This is a genomic window from Leisingera caerulea DSM 24564 (assembly GCF_000473325.1).
Lineage (GTDB): Bacteria > Pseudomonadota > Alphaproteobacteria > Rhodobacterales > Rhodobacteraceae > Leisingera > Leisingera caerulea.
In genome coordinates this window covers 850,803-867,996 of the sequence record NZ_KI421513.1, presented here as the reverse complement: position 1 = coordinate 867,996, position 17,194 = coordinate 850,803, and the positions used below count along the sequence as shown (strand labels likewise).

Here is a 17,194-nt window from a genome sequence, read left to right as displayed (position 1 = left end):
CATGAACCGTATTGAATGCGATCTTCTGGTCATCGGCGCCGGATCGGGCGGCTTGTCGGTGGCCGCAGGGGCCAGCCAGATGGGCGCCGATGTGGTGCTGCTGGAAGGCCACAAGATGGGCGGCGATTGCCTGAATTACGGCTGTGTGCCCTCCAAGGCGCTGCTGGCCAGCGCCAAGGCCGCCTATGGTCAGGCGCATACCGCGGCGTTCGGCGTGGCGGATCAGCGCCCGCAGCCGGACTATGACGCGGCCAAGGATCATGTGCACCAGGTGATCGGAACCATTGCGCCGGTGGACAGCCAGGAGCGGTTCGAGGGCCTGGGTGTGCGGGTGATCCGGGAGTTCGGCCACTTCACCTCTGAAACCGAGGTGGAGGCCGGGCCGCACCGCATCACCGCGCGCCGGATCGTGATTGCCACCGGTTCCTCGCCGCTGGTGCCGCCCGTTCCGGGGCTGGACAAGGTGCCATTTGAGACCAACGAGACATTGTTCGATCTGCGCAAAAAGCCCGCGCATCTGCTGATCATCGGCGGCGGCCCGATCGGCATGGAAATGGCGCAGGCGCATGTGCGGCTGGGCTGCAAGGTCACCGTGATCGAAGGCCAGAAAGCGCTGGGCAAGGATGACCCGGAGGCCGCGGCGCTGGTGCTGGAGGCCCTGCGCAGCGAAGGCGTGGAAATTGCCGAAGGCGCCATGGTGTCCCGCGTCGGCGGGCAGGCTGGCGCGATTGAGGTCGAGACCAAGGACGGCAGCACATTCCACGGCACCCATCTGCTGATGGCGGTGGGGCGCAAGGCCAACACCGACCGGCTGAATCCGGAGGCCGCCGGGATCGAGACCCGGGGCAACGGCATCAAGGTGGATGAGAGCCTGCTGACCACCAACAGACGCGTTTATGCCATTGGCGACGTGGCCGGCGGGATGCAGTTCACCCATGTGGCGGGCTACCACGCCAGCGTCATCATCCGCTCCGCCCTGTTCGGGCTGCCGTCCAAGGTCAAGACCAGCCATATCCCCTGGGCGACCTACACCGACCCGGAACTGGCGCAGGTTGGCCTGACCGAGACGCAGGCGCGCGACCGCTATGGCGTGAAGCTGGAGGTGGTGCGTTTTGAGTATGAACACAACGACCGCGCCATCGCCGAACGCAAGACCAAAGGGTTTATCAAAGTGATGGTCTCCGGCGGGCGCCCCGTGGGGGCCACCATCGCGGGGCATCAGGCCGGAGAGCTGATCAGCCTGTGGTCCCTGGCACTGGCCAACCGCCTGAAAATGAGCCAGATTGCAGCCATGGTCGCGCCGTACCCCTCCTTTGGCGAGATCAACAAACGGGCGGCGGGCGCGTATTTTTCTCCGCGGCTTTTTGAAAGCAGTCTGGTGAAACGCGCGGTGCGCCTGGTTCAGCGCTGGGTTCCATGAGGTAAGGGCGGCGGGATGCTCAACACGCTATCGGGCAGATTTCTGGTCCTGACCACGGTTTTCGTGATGCTGGCCGAAGTGCTGATCTTTGTGCCGTCGATCGCCCGGTTCCGCATGGATTACCTGTCGGACCGGCTGGAGCGGGCGCAGATCGCCTCATTGGCACTGCTGGCCGACGACATGCTGGAGACCGAGCTGGAAGCGGAACTGCTGGAAAACGCGGGCGTCTACAATGTCGTGCTGCGCCGGGACGAAATCCGCCAGCTGATGCTGGCCTCGCCCATTCCGCAGCAGATCACCGGCACCTATGATCTGCGCATGGCCGGGGCGGTGACGCTGATCAGGGACGCGATGCTGCGGCTGGCCACACCCGGGAATGAAATCATCCGGGTGATCGGCGCGCCGGTGCGCGATGCCGGGCTGCTGATCGAGGTCACCATGGAAACCGCCCATTTGCGCCGCGCAATGGTGGATTACGGGGTGCGGATTCTGATCCTGTCGGCGGTGATCTCCATTTTCACTGCACTGTTGCTGTTTGTCGCGGTGCGGATCGTTCTGGTGAAGCCGATCAAAAGCGTGGTTGGCCATATGCAGCGTTATGCGGCGGCGCCGGAGGATGTGCGCGGCATCATTCATCCCAGTTCCAGCGTGGTGGAGCTGCGCGAGGCGGAAGAGGCGCTGATGCAGCTGCAGACCGAGCTGACCCATGCGCTGAAACAGCGCGAGCGTCTGGCGCAGCTGGGCGGCGCGGTGGCCAAGGTGAGCCATGACCTGCGCAATATTCTGACCTCGGCGCAGCTGTTCACCGACCGCATCGAGCGCAGCGAAGACCCGCTGGTGCGCCGCCTGGCGCCGAAGCTGGTGAACTCGATCACCCGCGCGGTCTCCCTGTGCGAGGGCACGCTGGCCTTTGGCCGGGCAGAAGAGCCGTCGCCCACCTTTGCGGTGGTCTGCCTGCATGAAATTGTCGGCGACATCGCCGAAAGCGAGCTGCTGGCCGCCGGCAGCTCCAAGGTTGAGATCGTCAACACCGTGCCCGCGCCGATGATGCTGCGGGCCGATCCGGAGCAGCTGTTCCGCATCATCATGAACCTGGTGCGCAACGCCCGCCAGGCGATTACGGCCACCGGACAGGCCGGCACAGTGTCGGTGGCTGCCCGGGAAACCGAGGATGCCTGGTATATTACAGTGGCGGATACCGGTCCCGGGCTGCCGAAAAAGGCGCAGGACAATCTGTTCACCCCCTTCCAGGGCGGCGCCCGCAAGGGCGGCACCGGGCTGGGCCTGACGATTGCCGGCGAGCTGGCCCGCGGCCACGGCGGTTCGGTGAAGCTCAAGGAAACCGGACCCGGCGGCACGGTCTTTGAGATCTGCCTGCCCAAGGGCGATGGCACGATCTGAGGCGCTGGCGGGCCTGGCGGAAATGTGACAGGCGGATGAAACTATTTTTGTTTTTGGGGTTGCGACTCTGCGGTGCTACGATTAAACCCCGCCGCAGTGGACCGATAGCTCAGCTGGATAGAGTACTTGACTACGAATCAAGGGGTCGGGGGTTCGAATCCTCCTCGGTCCGCCACTTTCTCTCCCGCCGGATGATGAATAGGCCCACCGCTTGCGGCAGACCGTTTCTGTCTCACTAGAATTTCCGCCAGCGCTTTCTGGTCCGCCAGAGGCGAATCCGTGCTGATTGCCGTTTCGCAAGCCCTGGTGCCTGCGGGAGGGCAGGCGGGTCCATGAAACGGGAGGATGCCAGCCGCGCCAGTCTTGAACCCGCACTGTGCGCGGCCCAGGACAGACTTTAATCTCACAGCCAAGGCGCGGGCGATGCCTAGGCGGCCGAGGCGGCCCGGTGCGCAGGATGTTTTGCCCGCCGGTTGCCGCCATCATGTCTCAGCCTCGCCAAACCGGTTCAATCTCTCGCTGAAGACCGGTGCCGGCCTTCCGCTGCCGCTTTCACCTGCCCGGCATTGGCACGCGGTCATACCAGCAAGGCGTCGCCTGATTGCGGGGCGGAGACAGCGCCCCAGCTGTCGGCGGCCTGGAACCAGCCGAAGCCGTCAAGCTCTGCGGCGATATTGCCGCGGCCGTCGATGGCGCGGATGACCTCGATGCCGAAAACGGTAAGGCCGAGGCTGTTCAGCACACCGCCCGCATCACCAGCACTGAAGGCTGCATAATCCGCGCCCTCCAGCACGAGGTAGAGCGTGTCCGAGCCCGCTCCGCCCCGGAATGTGCCGCCCGAAGCGCCGCCGCCGCCGGCCAGCGCGGCCGCGGTGAAAATGAAGGTGTCGTCGCCCCGGCCGCCAAGGGCCAAATCGTTACCGCGCCCGTCCGCAATCACATCGTCGCCCGCGCCGCCGCGCAGGGTGTCATTGCCATCGCCGCCGCTGATGATGTCATTGTCCCGGCGGCCGTTCACGGTGTCATTGCCGCTGCCCCCCAGGAGAACGTCGCCGCCGCTGCCGCCCTGTATCTCATCGTGTCCGGTGCCGCCGAACACGGCATCGCTGCCCGCGCCGGCCCGTATAGTGTCGTCGCCGCCGAGCGCGAAGATCGCATTGGCCTTGCTGCCCCAGCCCTGATCTGTTGCGCCGCTGTCCAGCAGCGCTGTCCTGCCGCCGCCCATGACGAACTCACTGTAGGCACCCCAGAGCTGATGCGGGGTCTCGGCCGGGTGGATCGCGTCCCAGGCCAGAACCTGGTCGCTGTCGAAGCTGCTGCCGTCGATCAGGTAATCCGTCCGCTCTGCAAGGATCCCGAAGCCTGCCGGATCCTCAGTGAGTGCCTCCGAGACCGCAAAGAGGTCAACCGCCCGGGCATCGGTCCCGGCGCTGCGCAGATCAGGGATGCTGGCGGAGATCATGCCGTTGAAGGCGTCGATGAGAAGGTCGGCAAAGCCGGTGTGCAACGGGGAGAGTGTGTCGAATTCCGGGTAAAAGCCTGCCCGCGGCTGGGTTGCCAGGAAAACAGTGCCGACCCCGGCGGCGGCGAGAGTGCCGGCGGCGGCGGTTATCTGCGCGATCAGCCCCTCCATCACCGGCGTTGCCAGCGCCAGGAACTCGGCCTGGGTGGCAACCTGCTGATCCTGGGCAGTGTCCAGCAGGCCGATGAAGTCGTTGCCCCCGATCAGCAGGAACGCGGCCGAATCCGCTGGCACGCCGCCAGCGGCATCTTCTGTGAAATCCGAAATCTGCGCTTCGAGGTCGATCATGTCCTCCAGAAACCCGTCCCCCAGCGCCGTTGCGGTTGCGACGGCGTAGTTCACAACCTCAAACCCGCCCAGGGCTGCGGCATAGCTGGCATGGGTCAGCGCATTGGTCACCGCGCCTTCGGGACCGATTTCGGAAAAGCTGCTGATCACGGTCTGCCGCGCCTCGATCTTGGCTTGGGCACGCAGGGCGTCCAATTCACCGGACGACGGTATGCCGCCGGAATCAAGGATCAGATCAGCCAGGATGACCGGCTCGATCACCGAGGCCAGAAGGTCCACTGCATTGCCTTCGTCAGTCAGACTGTCGCCGAAGTAGTAGACTCGTGAAAATGGGGTCATAACCATGCACTCCCGGCGCCGCCGGGGCTGCGCCCGATATCGTTAACCTGACGACTGGAAGAGGCGCGGCCGTCCCAAGCGACGTGCGATTCCGGTTTCGCTGCCCAAGCGCGTTCCGGATTAATGCTGCCACTGCGGGCCTTGCAAAGCAAGTTTTTCGGTTTGGCGCCGTTCACAGGGCAGGTGCGCAATGGGCGCACGGGCCTTGGGCAAGCGAGGAGGCCGCAGCAGCCGTCAGGCGGGCCGGCCCTGGCTGAGCACCGCCTCCCGCACAGTTTGCAGGATACCTTCCAGTTCAGCCTTCGGCACGCCGCCAAAGGCCAGCCGCAGCGCCTGCGGCGCGGCTGCGGTGGTTGCAAAGGGTTCGGCGCCGGACACAGAGATTGCCTGCTGCTTCAGCCGCGTCACGACAGGCTGGGCGCGGACACCCTTGCCGAGCGGCAGCCAGGCGAAGCCTGCGTTGGGGTGCGAAATGATGGGGAGGTCCGCAAAGACGCTTCGGCAGATGGCCTGGCGCTCTGCCCCGTCGCGCCGGCGGTTTTCCTCAGACCGGCTTAGCGTTCCGTCTTCGATCCAGCCGGTGACCAGCGCGGAAATCAGCGCCGGGGCGTTCCAGGTCGTGGCGCGTATCACCTCGAGCAGCGGGGCGGTTTGCGGCGGCGGCGCGATCAGATATCCCAGCCGCAGCCCCGTCGCGAGGTTCTTGGAAAAGCCGCCGGTGTACACGGTCCTGTCCGGTGCCAGCGCCAGAAAGCTGGGCGGCGGGTCGGGCTCCAGAAACGCATAGGCGGCATCTTCGATGATGAGCAGGCTGTGGCGCTCGGCAACGGCAAGCAGACGGCGGCGCGCGGGCTCATCCATGACCGCCCCAAGCGGGCTGTGGACCGTCGGCATCAGGTAGACCGCCCGGATCTTGCGCTGGCGGCATTGCCGGTCCAGGTCCTCCGGGTCCATGATGCCCTGCGGCGCGCTGACGGGCACCAGCTCAAGCCCGCGCAGGGCCGCGGCGGATTTGAACCCGGGGTAGGTGAGGGTGTCAGCAGCAATGGCATCGCCGTGATTGAACAGCCCCAGGCAGGTGGCGGCCAGGCCGTGCTGGCTGCCTGACGTGACCAGCAGCTGCTCCGGGCTGATTGGGCCATGAAGCGGGGAGAGATGCCCTGCAATGATCCGGCGTTCGTGCATCCGCCCGCCGTGGGGCTGATAGCGCAGCATCGTCTCCAGGTCGCCGGCTGCTGCCAGCCGCCGCAGCCCGGCGCGCAGCATGGCGGCGTCAGCAGCCTCGCCGGGCATATTGAACACAAGGTCGGTGACACCTTCAGCCGCGGACTGGTGAACGCCAAGCGTCATAGGCAAGCCAGGGTCCCGCACGAATGTCCCGCGGCCCGCTTCGCCGGTGACCAGCCCCCGGTGTTCAAGCTCCTTGTAGACGCGGGTCGCGGTGGCAAGCGCGACGCCGGATGCCTCGGCAAAGGCCCGGTGAGTCGGCAGCCTGGAGCCCGGTGCCAGCTTGCCCTCGCGGATCGCCTTGGACAGCAGGTCGGCAAGCTGTGTGTATCTGGCTTTGCTCATGGACCCGCTGTCATTAGTACAATGGAAAAATTGTCATGGGTTGAATCTCGTGGCATCCCGGTCTGAAGTCAACCTTGAGGCCCGTGCCATGCCCCGTTTCCTTTTCGCGCCGCTGCTGGCCCTGTGCCTGTTCACGGTCACCTTTGCCGTCAACCTTCAGGCGCCGCTTTATGAGGCCTATGCGGCTGGCAGCAACCTTGGTGCAACGGCCGTGACAGTGGCCTTTGCGGCCTATGCGGCGGGGCTGATGCCGGCCTTGCTGCTGCTTGGCGGGCTGTCGGACCGGATCGGGCGCCGCATTCCGGTGGCGCTGGCGCTGGTTCTCGGCTGTGCGGCCACCGCGCTGCTGGTTGTCGCTCCGGGCTGGTCCAGCCTGGTGGCCGCGCGGTTTCTGCTTGGCGCCGGGACAGCCCTTGCAACAACCGCCGGGACAGCGTGGATGACAGAGATTCTGGGCGATAACCGTGCGCGGACCGCGGCTCTGACTGTGACGTCTGCGACCTCGCTGGGGTTTGGCGGCGGCGCTCTTGCCACCGGTGTCAGCCTGGCGGTCCAGGGGTCAACCCTGGTTCCGGCCAGCTATGCTGCCCTGCTCGCCGCCGCGCCGGTGCTGGCGGCACTGGTCTTTGCACTGCCCCGGACCGGCCGGCCGCAGCCGGTTTCCCTGCTGCGCTTGCCTGTGTTTCCCTCCGGCACCTGGGTGTACGGTGCGGCGATGGCGCTGGCGTGGTCCGCCACCGGCATGACCATTGCGGTGGTGCCCTTGCAACTGGCGGCGCATGGCCTTGGAGGCTGGACCGGGCTGGTGATCTTTCTGGCGATCTTTGCGGGCCTTCTGTGCCAGCCCATTGCCCGGCGGCTGACCAACCGACAGGCGCTTGCCGCCGGGTTTGTTATGGTTCCGCTTGGTTTCCTTGTGCTTTTGGGGGGCGTCTGGCTGCAGGCGCTGCCCTTGGTGCTGGCGGGAACCTGCATCACCAGCGCGGCGAGCTACGGGTTCACCTATCTTGCGTCCCTGGCTGAGGTCTCGGTGCGGACACCGGACGACCGTGCCCGCGCCACCGCGGGTTTGTTCGTCTATGCCTATTGCGGGTTTTCCCTGCCGGTGATCGCAAGCGGTGCGTTGGCCGATCTGCTGGGCCTTCTGCCCGCCTTGGCCATTTTTGCCGCAGCGCAGGTGGCGGCGGCGGTGGTGATCGCCGGAGCCTGGAGGCGGCGGCCGGGGCCCTCTGCGCTTGCGTTTGATGCCGGGTGAGCACGGGCCGGAGGTGAATGCTTCCGCGGCTAAGCGGTTTGCCTTGCCGGCGCGCCCGGCGCTTGCCGCAGGCGCCTCGCTGTGGTTTCTGGAAACGCACTGGGGCAGACCGATCGGAACAGGTATGGTGAAGACGTCAGGACCGGCAGAAAAGCGCAGTTTTCGAAAGCTGAACATGTTGGGCCAATTGCTGACCGGCAAAACCCCGCTTGTCGTGCATGCCACCAAAGACTGGTATGGCAAGATCCGCTCGGGGCAGATCGACTTCTTCGAGAAGATCGCCGCCAGCGCGGCGGCGCATGGCCACAAGCCGCTGCTGGTCCCCGCTGAGAGCATCACGTCGCGGCTGGCCCTGGCCACCGGGCACAAACACATCGCCGTCGGGCTGCGCAAGGCGCAGGGGCCCAATATCCTACACGCGCACACCAGCTATTTGTGGGGGTTCTGGTATCTTGATCCCAAAGGGTATTACTGGTCGTCCTCGCTGGTTGATGCCGAATTTGATCCCTCGGCGGTGGACGCGGCCAAGGCCGCGTATTTCTTTAATGGCGTGAGCGGGCATATGAAGCGCGCGAATGTCTCCAAACTTGCGCAACCGGAGCGCGGCGCCATCCCGGCGGAGCCCGCCGCGGCGGCTGTGTTTCTGCAGGAGATCGACAACTTCAAGACTCCTGTCCATTATCTGACCACGCTGGAAATGATCGAAAACACGTCGCTGGCGGTGGAGGGGCTGGTTTATGTCAAACTGCACCCGGCGCAGGCGGATGAAACCAAGGACAAGGTGCTGCGGCTGTGCGCGCAACTGCCCAACGTGGCGGTGACACAGGCAAATGTTCACGACCTGATCGAAGCGTCGGACGTGATCGTTTCGCAGAATTCGGCCGTCGGGTTCGAAGCGCTGATGCACAAGAAACCGGCCGTGACCTGCGCCCGGATTGATTATCACCACGCCGCATTGGCGGCCCGCACGGCTGAACAGCTGCAGCACTGTGTCCGCACCGCGCCGCAGCAGCTTGGGGATTTTCCGTACGAGAAGTACTTCTATTGGTTTCTGGGGGAGAACATGCTGGAACCGCAGAAGGAAGAGTTCACCGACCGGGCCTGGGCGCGTATTGCGGCATTGTAAGAGCCGGGCGGGCGGAGCGCCGCAGGTGAGAACCGCCACCGGTCAGAGGGGGCCGGGAAACAGCGTCTGGCGGAGCGGCTCGTACGCTGGGGAGCGGGTGAACGCAGGGGTGAACCGGGCAACGATCCTTGCCTCCAGTTCGAGGGCGGCGGGAAACGGGCGCACCAGCTCGCCGCTGGCAAGAAGCGGCGCCACCAGCGCCTCGTGGGCGATCAGCACGCCGCCGCCGTGGCGGGCTTCTTCGAGCGCGACCGAAAACAGGGAGTGCACGATGCCGGCCCGGCCGATTGAACCGGTGCCGGGCTGGGCGTTCAGCCACATGTCCCAGTCATCTGCCCAGGCGCCGTCATGCAGAAGCGTCTCATCGTTCAGATCGGAAAGCGATGTGAGCCGGGCAGCAATCTCCGGCGCGCAGACCGGGAAGATCCGGTCCTTGCTGACTTCGGTTTCCCCGTCATCCAGCGCGCCGGATTTGTAGAAGAGGGTCAGATCAAATGGCTCGCGCGCCAGGTTCGGCGGGGCCTCCATCGCCACCACCGAGACCGAGATTTCCGGCGCTGCCTTGCGCAGCCGGCCCAGCCGCGGCGGCAGCCAGAGCTGGGCGATCGAGGGCAGGGCGGCAACCTTGACCTTGCCCGGAGCCGCCTTGGTCCGCAGCGCCTGCACCGCCAGGCCAAGCTGATCGAAGGCCCGGGTGAAACCCGGCGACAGCTCCTCTGCCAGCGGTGTCAGCGCCACGCCGCGGGCGTGGCGGCGGAACAGCGGCGCCCCGGCCCAGTCCTCCAGCGACTTGATGTGCTGGGTGACTGCGCCGGGCGTCACCGACAGCTCTTCGGCGGCGGCGGTGAAGCTGCCCAGGCGGGCAGCGGCCTCAAACGCGCGCAGCGCATTCAGGTGCGGGCCTTTGGGGCGGAGCGGGGCAATGGCCATACGGTTGAGCCTTAGTTTTTCTACGCGAAAATAATAGCAATACTGATTTGCTGTGAACAGGCCCGGCCCCGCATTCTGGAACCAGTTGAACAGCAGATGCGGAGGAGCCCCGATGCTGCAGCATTTCACCCGAACCGTCACCGCAGCCGACCCGCTGGTGGCCAAAGCGCTGGCTGGCGAAAAGGCGCGCCAGCAGGACCAGATCGAGCTGATCGCGTCGGAGAACATCGTCAGCCGGGCGGTGCTGGATGCGCTGGGCCACGAGATGACCAACAAAACGCTGGAAGGCTATCCCGGCAACCGCTTTCACGGGGGCGGCCGGTTTGTCGATGTGGTGGAGGAGGCCGCCATCGAGCGGGCTAAACAGCTGTTCGGCTGCGGCTATGCCAATGTGCAGCCGCATTCCGGCAGCCAGGCCAATCTGGCGGTGTTCTTCCTGCTGCTGAAACCGGGCGACAAGGTGCTGTCGCTGGACCTGGCGGCGGGCGGCCATCTGAGCCACGGGCTGCGGGCGAACCTGTCGGGCCGCTGGTTCGAGCCGCATCACTATGGTGTCGATGCGGAGAGAGAGGTTATTGATTATGACGCGCTGGAGGAACAGGCCGAAGCGCTCCGCCCGCGGCTGATCATCGCGGGCGGTTCGGCCTATCCGCGGGAAATCGACTTCGAGCGCATGGGGGCAATCGCCAGAAAAGCCGGCGCCTGGCTGCACGTCGATATGGCGCATATCGCGGGGCTGGTGGCCGCGGGTGAGCATCCGTCGCCCTTTCCCCATGCGGATATCGTCACTTGCACCACCACCAAGACCCTGCGCGGCCCGCGCGGCGGGCTGATCCTGACCAACAACCAGGACTGGTTCCAAAAGCTGCAATCGGCGGTGTTCCCCGGTGTTCAGGGCTCAATCCACAGCCAGGTGCTGGCGGCTAAGGCGGTCTGCCTGGGAGAGGCGCTGACGGGTGAGTTCAAGACCTATGCCGCGCAGGTGAAGGCCAACGCGGCGGTTCTGGCTGCGGCCCTGCAGAAACGCAGGCTGCGCATCGTCTCCGGCGGGACTGATACCCATCTGGTTCTGGTGGACCTCAGCCCCAAGGGGATTACCGGCAAGCGGGCGGAGGCGGTTCTGGAGCGGGCCGGCATCACCGCCAACAAGAATGCCATTCCAAACGACAGCCCGCGGCCGCCGGAATGGGTTGGCCTGCGGCTGGGCGCCGGCGCCGCCACCACCCGCGGCATGAAGGAAGCGGAGTTCGAAGCGCTGGGAGGCATGATCGCGGACCTGGTGGACGCGGAGGCAGCCGGGGAAACTGGCGCTGCGGTCGCGCGCTGCAAGGCGCATGCGGCTGAGCTTTGCGCTGCGTTCCCGGCAGGCCCCGGCTGACGCTGACAGAAGGAACGGCAGACCCTCACATGCACTGCCGTTCCCTGTCCCGCCGCGGCTTTGACCGTGCCAAAGGCGTTCCCCAGTGCAGGAAAGCTTAGGAAAACGCGCTGTTTGGCGGCTGGCGCGTAACATGTAACCCTTTGCAAAGGCGCCGCTATTCCCTGTGCGCATAGCGCCGATGTGAGTCCTGCATACCCTATGCGATATCGGCATTTCACAGTTCCCGCGCCGCAGGCTAGCGTTTGCGGCATAATCACAGGGGAGTATGCCTAATGACGAAATTTGTCAGAAGCCTGGCGGCTGCTGCGGTGGTGGCAATGGCACCGGTTGCCTATGCCGAAACCACCGTGCGCGTTGCCTATGACGCTGACCCGGTCTCGCTCGATCCGCACGAGCAGCTGTCCGGCGGCACGCTGCAGCTGTCGCACATGGTCTTTGACCCGCTGGTGCGCTGGACCCAGGACCTGCAGTTCGAACCGCGCCTGGCCGAAAGCTGGGAGCAGATCGACGGCACAACCATGCGCTTCAAGCTGCGCAGCGGCGTCACCTTCCACAGCGGCAACCCGCTGACTGCCAAGGACGTCGACTGGACCTTTGACCGCCTGAAGCAGAGCGACGATTTCAAGGGCATCTTCGCCCCGTTCACCGATGTCGAAGTCGTTGACGACATGACCTTCGACCTCAAGACCTCGGAGCCCTATCCGCTGGTCCTGCACACCGCGACTTACATCTTCCCGATGGACAGCGCCTTTTATTCCGGCACTACTGCTGACGGCAAGGACAAGGCCGAAGTGGTCAAGCACGGCGACAGCTTTGCGTCCCGCAACGTTTCCGGCACCGGCCCCTTCATCGTCTCTGAGCGCGAGCAGGGCGTGCGCGTCGTGTTCGACCGCTATGCCGATTACTGGGACACCGAAACCGGCGGCAACGTCGACAAGATCGTGCTGACCCCGATCAAGGAAGACCCGACCCGCGTGGCAGCGCTGCTGTCCGGCGACGTGGACTTCATCGCGCCGGTTCCGCCGACCGATCTGAAGCGCGTGGAAGAGGCTGAGGGCGTTGACCTGATCACCATGCCCGGCACCCGCATCATCACCTTCCAGATGAACCAGAACCGCGTCGAAGCCTTCAAGGATGCCCGCGTCCGCAAGGCGATCGACTACGCCGTGAACAACGCAGGCATCGTTGACCGCATCATGCGCGGCTTCGGCACCGTGGGCGCACAGGCCAGCCCGGCGGGTTACCTGGGTTATGACGAGGCGCTGGCACCGCGTTTCGACCTGGAGAAAGCCAAGGCGCTGATGGCTGAGGCAGGCTATGCCGATGGTTTCTCGATCACCATGATGGCGCCGAACAACCGCTATGTGAACGACGACAAGATCGCTCAGGCGGTGGCTTCGATGCTGGCACAGATCAACATCAAGGTTGACCTGCAGACCATGCCCAAGGCGCAGTACTGGCCGGCGTTCGACGAGCGCGCAGCAGACATGATGATGATCGGCTGGCACGCGGATACCGAAGACTCTGCCAACTTCCATCAGTTCCTGTCCGCCTGCCCGGATGAAGCAACCGGCAATGGCCAGTACAACTCCGGCAACTACTGCAACGAAGAAGCCGACAAGCTGATGAACCAGGCCAACGCGGAAACCGATCCGGACAAGCGTGCGGAACTGCTGCAGAAGCTGGAAGGCATCCTGTACGACGAAGCGGCGTTTATCCCGCTGCACTGGCAGAACCTTGCTTGGGGCGCAAAGTCCGGCATGAACGCGGCAGAAATCGTGAACGCGCTGAACTTCCCCTATTTCGGTGACCTGGTTGTCGAAACCGGCAGCTAAGCCACTGAAAAGACTCGGGCCGGTCTCCCCCGGCCGGCCCGGGCCACCCCTATAACAAGCGGCTGCCAAGGCCGCGGTTGCAGGCGCCGCCGATCCGTTGGGCATTGCCGCCTGCGCTGTCATCGAACTCTACAAAGGTCAGGAAGATGTTTGCCTATCTCGCCAAGCGAGTGATTCAGGCGATTGCGGTGATGTTCGTCATCTCGCTGATTGCTTTTGCCATCCAGGGCAACCTGGGCGACCCGCTGCGCGAGCTGGTCGGCCAGTCGGTGTCCGAAGAAGTGCGCCAGCAGCTGCGCGATGAGCTGGGGCTGAACGACAGCTTCGTGACTCAATACCTGCGCTTTGCCGGCAATGCGCTGCAGGGCGATCTGGGCACCTCCTATTTCTTCAAGGAGCCGGCGCTGGACGTGATCCTGAAGAAGCTGCCCGCGACGCTGGAGCTGGTGTTCGGGGCCACCCTGATCATCGTCGGCTTATCAGTGCCGCTGGGCGTTTATACCGCGATCAAGCCCGACAGCATCATCAGCCGCATCATCATGGGCCTGTCGATTGTCGGAATCTCGATCCCGGTGTTCCTGACCGCCATTCTGATGATCTTTGTGTTCTCGGTGGAATACGGCTGGTTCCCCTCTTACGGGCGCGGCGACACCGTGCATGTCTGGGGCTATTGGGAGACCAACTTTGCCACCGCCGACGGCTGGATGCACATCATTCTGCCCTCCTTTGCGCTGGCGTCGATCATGCTGCCGCTGTTTGTCCGACTGATCCGGGCTGAGATGATGGAAGTGCTGCAGTCGGAATACGTGAAATACGCCAAAGCCAAGGGTATCAACCCGTGGCGCATCTACTTTGTCCACGCGCTGAAGAACACGCTTTTGCCGGTGATCACCGTGGGCGGCGTGCAGATCGGCACCATGGTGGCCTATACCATCCTGACCGAGACGGTGTTCCAGTGGCCGGGCATGGGCTTCATGTTCCTTGAGGCGGTGAACCGTGTCGATACACCGCTGATCGTGGCCTACCTGATTGTTGTCGGCTTCATCTTTGTGGTCACCAACACCATCGTCGACCTGATCTATGGCCTGGTGAACCCGACCGTGAACATTGCGAGGATGGGCGCATGAGCACCGAAACGCTGAACCCGAAATCTGAACCGTCGCGCTGGTCCAAGGTCTGGAATTCCAACATGGGCTACAGCTTCCGCCGTAATCCGGTGGCGGTGATCAGCATGGTTGTCTTCCTGATGATTGCCGTGGCGGCCTTTCTGGCGCCGCTGATCGCGCCCTATGATCCCTACGATCCGGGATCCATTGACATTATGAACTCCGAATACCCGCCGGTCTGGATCGACGGCGCCCTGCCGGAATTCATGCTGGGCACCGACGACCAGGGCCGCGACCTGTGGTCGACGATCCTGTACGGCACCCGCCTGTCGCTGCTGATCGGTATCTGTGCGGTGGCACTGCAGGCCTTTCTTGGCATCTCCATCGGGTTGCTGGCCGGTTATGTCGGCGGCCGCCTGGACAGCCTGCTGATGCGGCTTGCCGATATCCAATTGTCGTTCTCCACCCTGATGGTGGCGATCATCTTTCTGGCTGTGACGCAGGCGATGTTCGGCTCTGACACCTTCAACCGCTATGCCGTCGTCTTTCTGATCGCGGTGATCGGGGTGGCGGAGTGGCCGCAGTACGCCCGCACCGTGCGCGCCACCGTGCTGGCCGAGAAGAAGAAGGAATACGTCGACAGCGCCCGGGTGCTGGGCTTTGGCCCGATGCGGATCATGGTGCGGCACATCCTGCCGAACTCGCTGTCGCCGATCTTCGTGATCTCCACCGTGCAGGTCGCCAATGCGATCATCTCCGAGGCCTCGCTCAGCTTCCTGGGCCTGGGCATGCCGCCGAGCCAGCCGTCGCTTGGCTCGCTGATCTCCTCCGGCTTCGACTACATCTTCTCCGGCAGCTGGTGGATCACCGCCATTCCCGGCGTGGTGCTGGTGGTGCTGGTCCTTGTCATCAACCTGCTGGGCGACTGGATGCGCGACGTCCTGAACCCGAAACTCTACAAGGGGTAACGCGATGAGCCTTCTTTCCGTTCGCGACCTCACCGTCAAATTCGCCATGCGCGACCAGACGGTTACCGCCCTCAACGGCATTTCCTTTGACCTGGCCAAGGGCGAGCGTCTGGGCATCGTCGGCGAAAGCGGCGCCGGCAAGTCCATCACCGGCTTTTCGCTGATGAATCTGCTGAGCCGCCCGGGCTATATCGACAGCGGCCAGATCCTGTTCGACGGCGAGGATGTCGTTCAGATGAGCGACAAGCGCCTGCGCAACCTACGCGGCAACCGGATGGCGATGATCTTCCAGGATCCGATGGTGACGCTGAACCCGGTGCTGACCATTGGCCAGCAGATGATCGAAACCCTGATGGCGCACCGCCGACTCAGCCGCGAAGAAGCGCGCCAGATTGCCATCGTCAAGCTGCGCGAGGTGTATATCCCCTCGCCCGAGGAACGGCTGGAGCAGTACCCGCACGAGCTGTCGGGCGGCATGCGCCAGCGGATCATCATCGCGATTGCGCTGCTATTGGATCCGCAGCTGATCATCGCGGATGAGCCGACCACTGCGCTGGATGTGACCATTCAGGCCGACATCATGGAGCTGATGCTGGAGCTGTGCCAGTCCAACCAGGTGGGGCTGATCCTGATCACCCATGACCTGGGCGTGGTCAGCCAGATGACCGAGCGCACGCTGGTGATGTACGCGGGCCGGATCATCGAAGCCGGGCGGACCCGGGAGATCATCAACGACCCGCAGCATCCCTATACCCAGGGCCTGATCAACGCGCTGCCGCAGCAGACGGTGCCGGGGCAGCGGCTGAAGCAGATCCCGGGCAACATGCCGGGCCTGGCCAGCATTCCCCAGGGCTGCGCCTTCAACCCGCGCTGCAAATACGCCACCGACCTGTGCCGCAGCCGGGTGCCGGAAACCGTGCATTACGGCGAGGTCGAAGTGGCTTGCCATGAGGTGCAGCGCCTGCACAGCGATGAAGACCGTCAGGAGGCACGGGCATGAAGGACGTAAACACTGACCGCCCGCTGCTGGAGATCAGGAACCTGGAAAAGCGGTTCGATCTCGACCGCGGATTCCTGGAGACGCTGAAGTTCAAACAGGGCAAGTTCGTGCGGGAGACCCGCTCGGTCCATGCGGTGAACAACATCTCGCTGGAGGCCCGCAAGGGCGAGGCGCTTTGTGTGGTGGGCGAGTCGGGCTGCGGCAAGTCTACCGTGGCGCGGCTGGTGGCAGGGCTGCTGAGCCCGTCTGCGGGCGAGATCCACTATGACGGCCAGCGCATCGACAACCTGTCACGCGGCGCGATGCAGCCGCTGCGCAAGAAGATCCAGATGATCTTCCAGAACCCCTATGCCTCGCTCAACCCGCGCATGACCATCCGCCAGGCGCTGGAGGAACCGGTGCGCCACCACTATCCCAACGCCTCGGCGGCGGAAGTGCGGGACAAGGTGACAGAGGTGATGCTGTCGGTGGGCGTCGATCCCAGCTGGGCCAAGCGCTATCCGCATGAGTTTTCCGGCGGCCAGCGCCAGCGGATCGCCATTGCCCGCGCCCTGACGGTGGACCCGGAATTCATCATCGCCGATGAGCCGATCAGCGCGCTGGACGTGTCGATTCAGGCGCAGGTGCTGAACCTGATGCTGGAAGCCAAGGAGAGCCGCGGCCTCACCTATCTGTTCATCACGCACGACCTGAGTGTTGTGGAGCACTTCGGCACCCGTGTTGCGGTTCTTTACCTCGGGTCGGTATGCGAAGTTGCGGACACCGCGACATTGTTCTCCAACCCAAAACACCCCTATACTCGGGCCTTGCTGTCCGCGGTGCCGCAGCTGAAGGACGACCGGCCGAACCATATCCGCCTCAAGGGCGAGATACCGACGCCGATCAACCTGCCGACAGGCTGCCCGTTCCAAAGCCGCTGCGCCTTTGCGGACGCACGATGCAAGAGTGAAAAGCCGAAAGCCATTCACCAGCCCGATGGCAGCCTTGTTGCCTGCCACGCTGTCGAGGAAGACAGGCTGGATGCGGTGGCCGCCGGCTAGGACGGGACGCT

Annotated in this window: 13 protein-coding genes and 1 tRNA gene; 11 read left to right on the top strand and 3 right to left on the bottom strand. The window is 64.4% G+C overall.

The features are described 5' to 3' along the window. Window position 1 precedes the first annotated feature (1 nt). From CAER_RS0111450 to CAER_RS0111440, 3 genes are all read left to right on the top strand, one after another. Window positions 2-1,420 carry a dihydrolipoyl dehydrogenase family protein gene (locus CAER_RS0111450; RefSeq protein ID WP_027235491.1) on the top strand — a complete coding sequence of 473 codons (1,419 nt, stop codon included), beginning with the start codon at window positions 2-4 and terminating at the stop codon, window positions 1,418-1,420. 15 nt (window positions 1,421-1,435) lie between these two features. Next, window positions 1,436-2,821, top strand: coding sequence for a sensor histidine kinase (locus tag CAER_RS0111445; protein ID WP_027235490.1), 1,386 nt, complete (start codon window positions 1,436-1,438; stop codon window positions 2,819-2,821). A 98-nt stretch (window positions 2,822-2,919) separates the two neighbouring features. Then, window positions 2,920-2,996: transfer RNA gene (locus tag CAER_RS0111440), tRNA-Arg, on the top strand. Window positions 2,997-3,398: 402 nt separating this feature from the next. Here the strand turns inward: CAER_RS0111440 and CAER_RS0111435 are convergent. Next, complete coding sequence (locus tag CAER_RS0111435) at window positions 3,399-4,970, bottom strand: SGNH/GDSL hydrolase family protein (RefSeq protein WP_027235489.1); 1,572 nt, start codon at window positions 4,968-4,970, stop codon at window positions 3,399-3,401. 234 nt (window positions 4,971-5,204) lie between these two features. Beyond that, a complete protein-coding gene (locus CAER_RS27930) occupies window positions 5,205-6,542 on the bottom strand; it encodes an aminotransferase-like domain-containing protein (protein ID WP_036797260.1) in 1,338 nt (445 codons plus the stop codon). 88 nt (window positions 6,543-6,630) lie between these two features. Between CAER_RS27930 and CAER_RS0111425 the strand changes: the two genes are divergently transcribed. Further along, the gene (locus CAER_RS0111425; RefSeq protein ID WP_027235488.1) at window positions 6,631-7,797 is read left to right on the top strand and encodes an MFS transporter; all 1,167 of its coding nucleotides are present in this window, start codon (window positions 6,631-6,633) and stop codon (window positions 7,795-7,797) included. A gap of 175 nt (window positions 7,798-7,972) precedes the next feature. Continuing rightward, entirely contained in the window at window positions 7,973-8,923 is a 951-nt protein-coding gene (locus CAER_RS0111420; RefSeq protein WP_245597357.1) for a capsular polysaccharide export protein, LipB/KpsS family, read from the top strand. A gap of 42 nt (window positions 8,924-8,965) precedes the next feature. On the opposite strand, the gene CAER_RS27925 is transcribed toward CAER_RS0111420, so the two are convergent. After that, entirely contained in the window at window positions 8,966-9,853 is an 888-nt protein-coding gene (locus CAER_RS27925; RefSeq protein ID WP_051357773.1) for a LysR substrate-binding domain-containing protein, read from the bottom strand. A gap of 112 nt (window positions 9,854-9,965) precedes the next feature. On the opposite strand from CAER_RS27925, the gene glyA reads away from it, so the two are divergent. The 6 genes from glyA (at window position 9,966) to CAER_RS0111385 (ending at window position 17,183) form a co-directional block, all read left to right on the top strand. Beyond that, on the top strand, window positions 9,966-11,231 hold the full coding sequence (glyA, locus tag CAER_RS0111410; RefSeq protein ID WP_027235486.1) for a serine hydroxymethyltransferase: 1,266 nt from the start codon (window positions 9,966-9,968) through the stop codon (window positions 11,229-11,231). Between the two features lie 275 nt (window positions 11,232-11,506). Continuing rightward, window positions 11,507-13,069 (top strand): ABC transporter substrate-binding protein, encoded by a 1,563-nt coding sequence (locus CAER_RS0111405; protein WP_027235485.1) that lies wholly within the window; start codon window positions 11,507-11,509, stop codon window positions 13,067-13,069. A 146-nt stretch (window positions 13,070-13,215) separates the two neighbouring features. Continuing rightward, entirely contained in the window at window positions 13,216-14,196 is a 981-nt protein-coding gene (locus CAER_RS0111400; protein WP_027235484.1) for an ABC transporter permease, read from the top strand. Next, complete coding sequence (locus tag CAER_RS0111395; protein WP_027235483.1) at window positions 14,193-15,143, top strand: ABC transporter permease; 951 nt, start codon at window positions 14,193-14,195, stop codon at window positions 15,141-15,143. Before CAER_RS0111400 ends, CAER_RS0111395 begins: the two co-directional genes overlap by 4 nt. 4 nt (window positions 15,144-15,147) lie before the next feature. Then, a complete protein-coding gene (locus CAER_RS0111390) occupies window positions 15,148-16,143 on the top strand; it encodes an ABC transporter ATP-binding protein (RefSeq protein ID WP_027235482.1) in 996 nt (331 codons plus the stop codon). Then, entirely contained in the window at window positions 16,140-17,183 is a 1,044-nt protein-coding gene (locus CAER_RS0111385) for an ABC transporter ATP-binding protein (protein WP_027235481.1), read from the top strand. Before CAER_RS0111390 ends, CAER_RS0111385 begins: the two co-directional genes overlap by 4 nt. Window positions 17,184-17,194 lie beyond the last annotated feature (11 nt).

Bases quoted from the DNA above. Each gene is read 5' to 3' on its own strand.
- CAER_RS0111395 (WP_027235483.1), top strand. From the start codon at position 14,193: ATGAGCACCGAAACGCTGAACCCGAAATCTGAACCGTCGCGCTGGTCC.
- CAER_RS27930 (WP_036797260.1), bottom strand. From the start codon at position 6,542: ATGAGCAAAGCCAGATACACACAGCTTGCCGACCTGCTGTCCAAGGCG.
- CAER_RS0111400 (WP_027235484.1), top strand. From the start codon at position 13,216: ATGTTTGCCTATCTCGCCAAGCGAGTGATTCAGGCGATTGCGGTGATG.
- CAER_RS0111425 (WP_027235488.1), top strand. From the start codon at position 6,631: ATGCCCCGTTTCCTTTTCGCGCCGCTGCTGGCCCTGTGCCTGTTCACG.
- glyA (WP_027235486.1), top strand. From the start codon at position 9,966: ATGCTGCAGCATTTCACCCGAACCGTCACCGCAGCCGACCCGCTGGTG.
- CAER_RS27925 (WP_051357773.1), bottom strand. From the start codon at position 9,853: ATGGCCATTGCCCCGCTCCGCCCCAAAGGCCCGCACCTGAATGCGCTG.
- CAER_RS0111405 (WP_027235485.1), top strand. From the start codon at position 11,507: ATGACGAAATTTGTCAGAAGCCTGGCGGCTGCTGCGGTGGTGGCAATG.
- CAER_RS0111445 (WP_027235490.1), top strand. From the start codon at position 1,436: ATGCTCAACACGCTATCGGGCAGATTTCTGGTCCTGACCACGGTTTTC.
- CAER_RS0111390 (WP_027235482.1), top strand. From the start codon at position 15,148: ATGAGCCTTCTTTCCGTTCGCGACCTCACCGTCAAATTCGCCATGCGC.
- CAER_RS0111385 (WP_027235481.1), top strand. From the start codon at position 16,140: ATGAAGGACGTAAACACTGACCGCCCGCTGCTGGAGATCAGGAACCTG.
- CAER_RS0111420 (WP_245597357.1), top strand. From the start codon at position 7,973: ATGTTGGGCCAATTGCTGACCGGCAAAACCCCGCTTGTCGTGCATGCC.
- CAER_RS0111435 (WP_027235489.1), bottom strand. From the start codon at position 4,970: ATGACCCCATTTTCACGAGTCTACTACTTCGGCGACAGTCTGACTGAC.
- CAER_RS0111450 (WP_027235491.1), top strand. From the start codon at position 2: ATGAACCGTATTGAATGCGATCTTCTGGTCATCGGCGCCGGATCGGGC.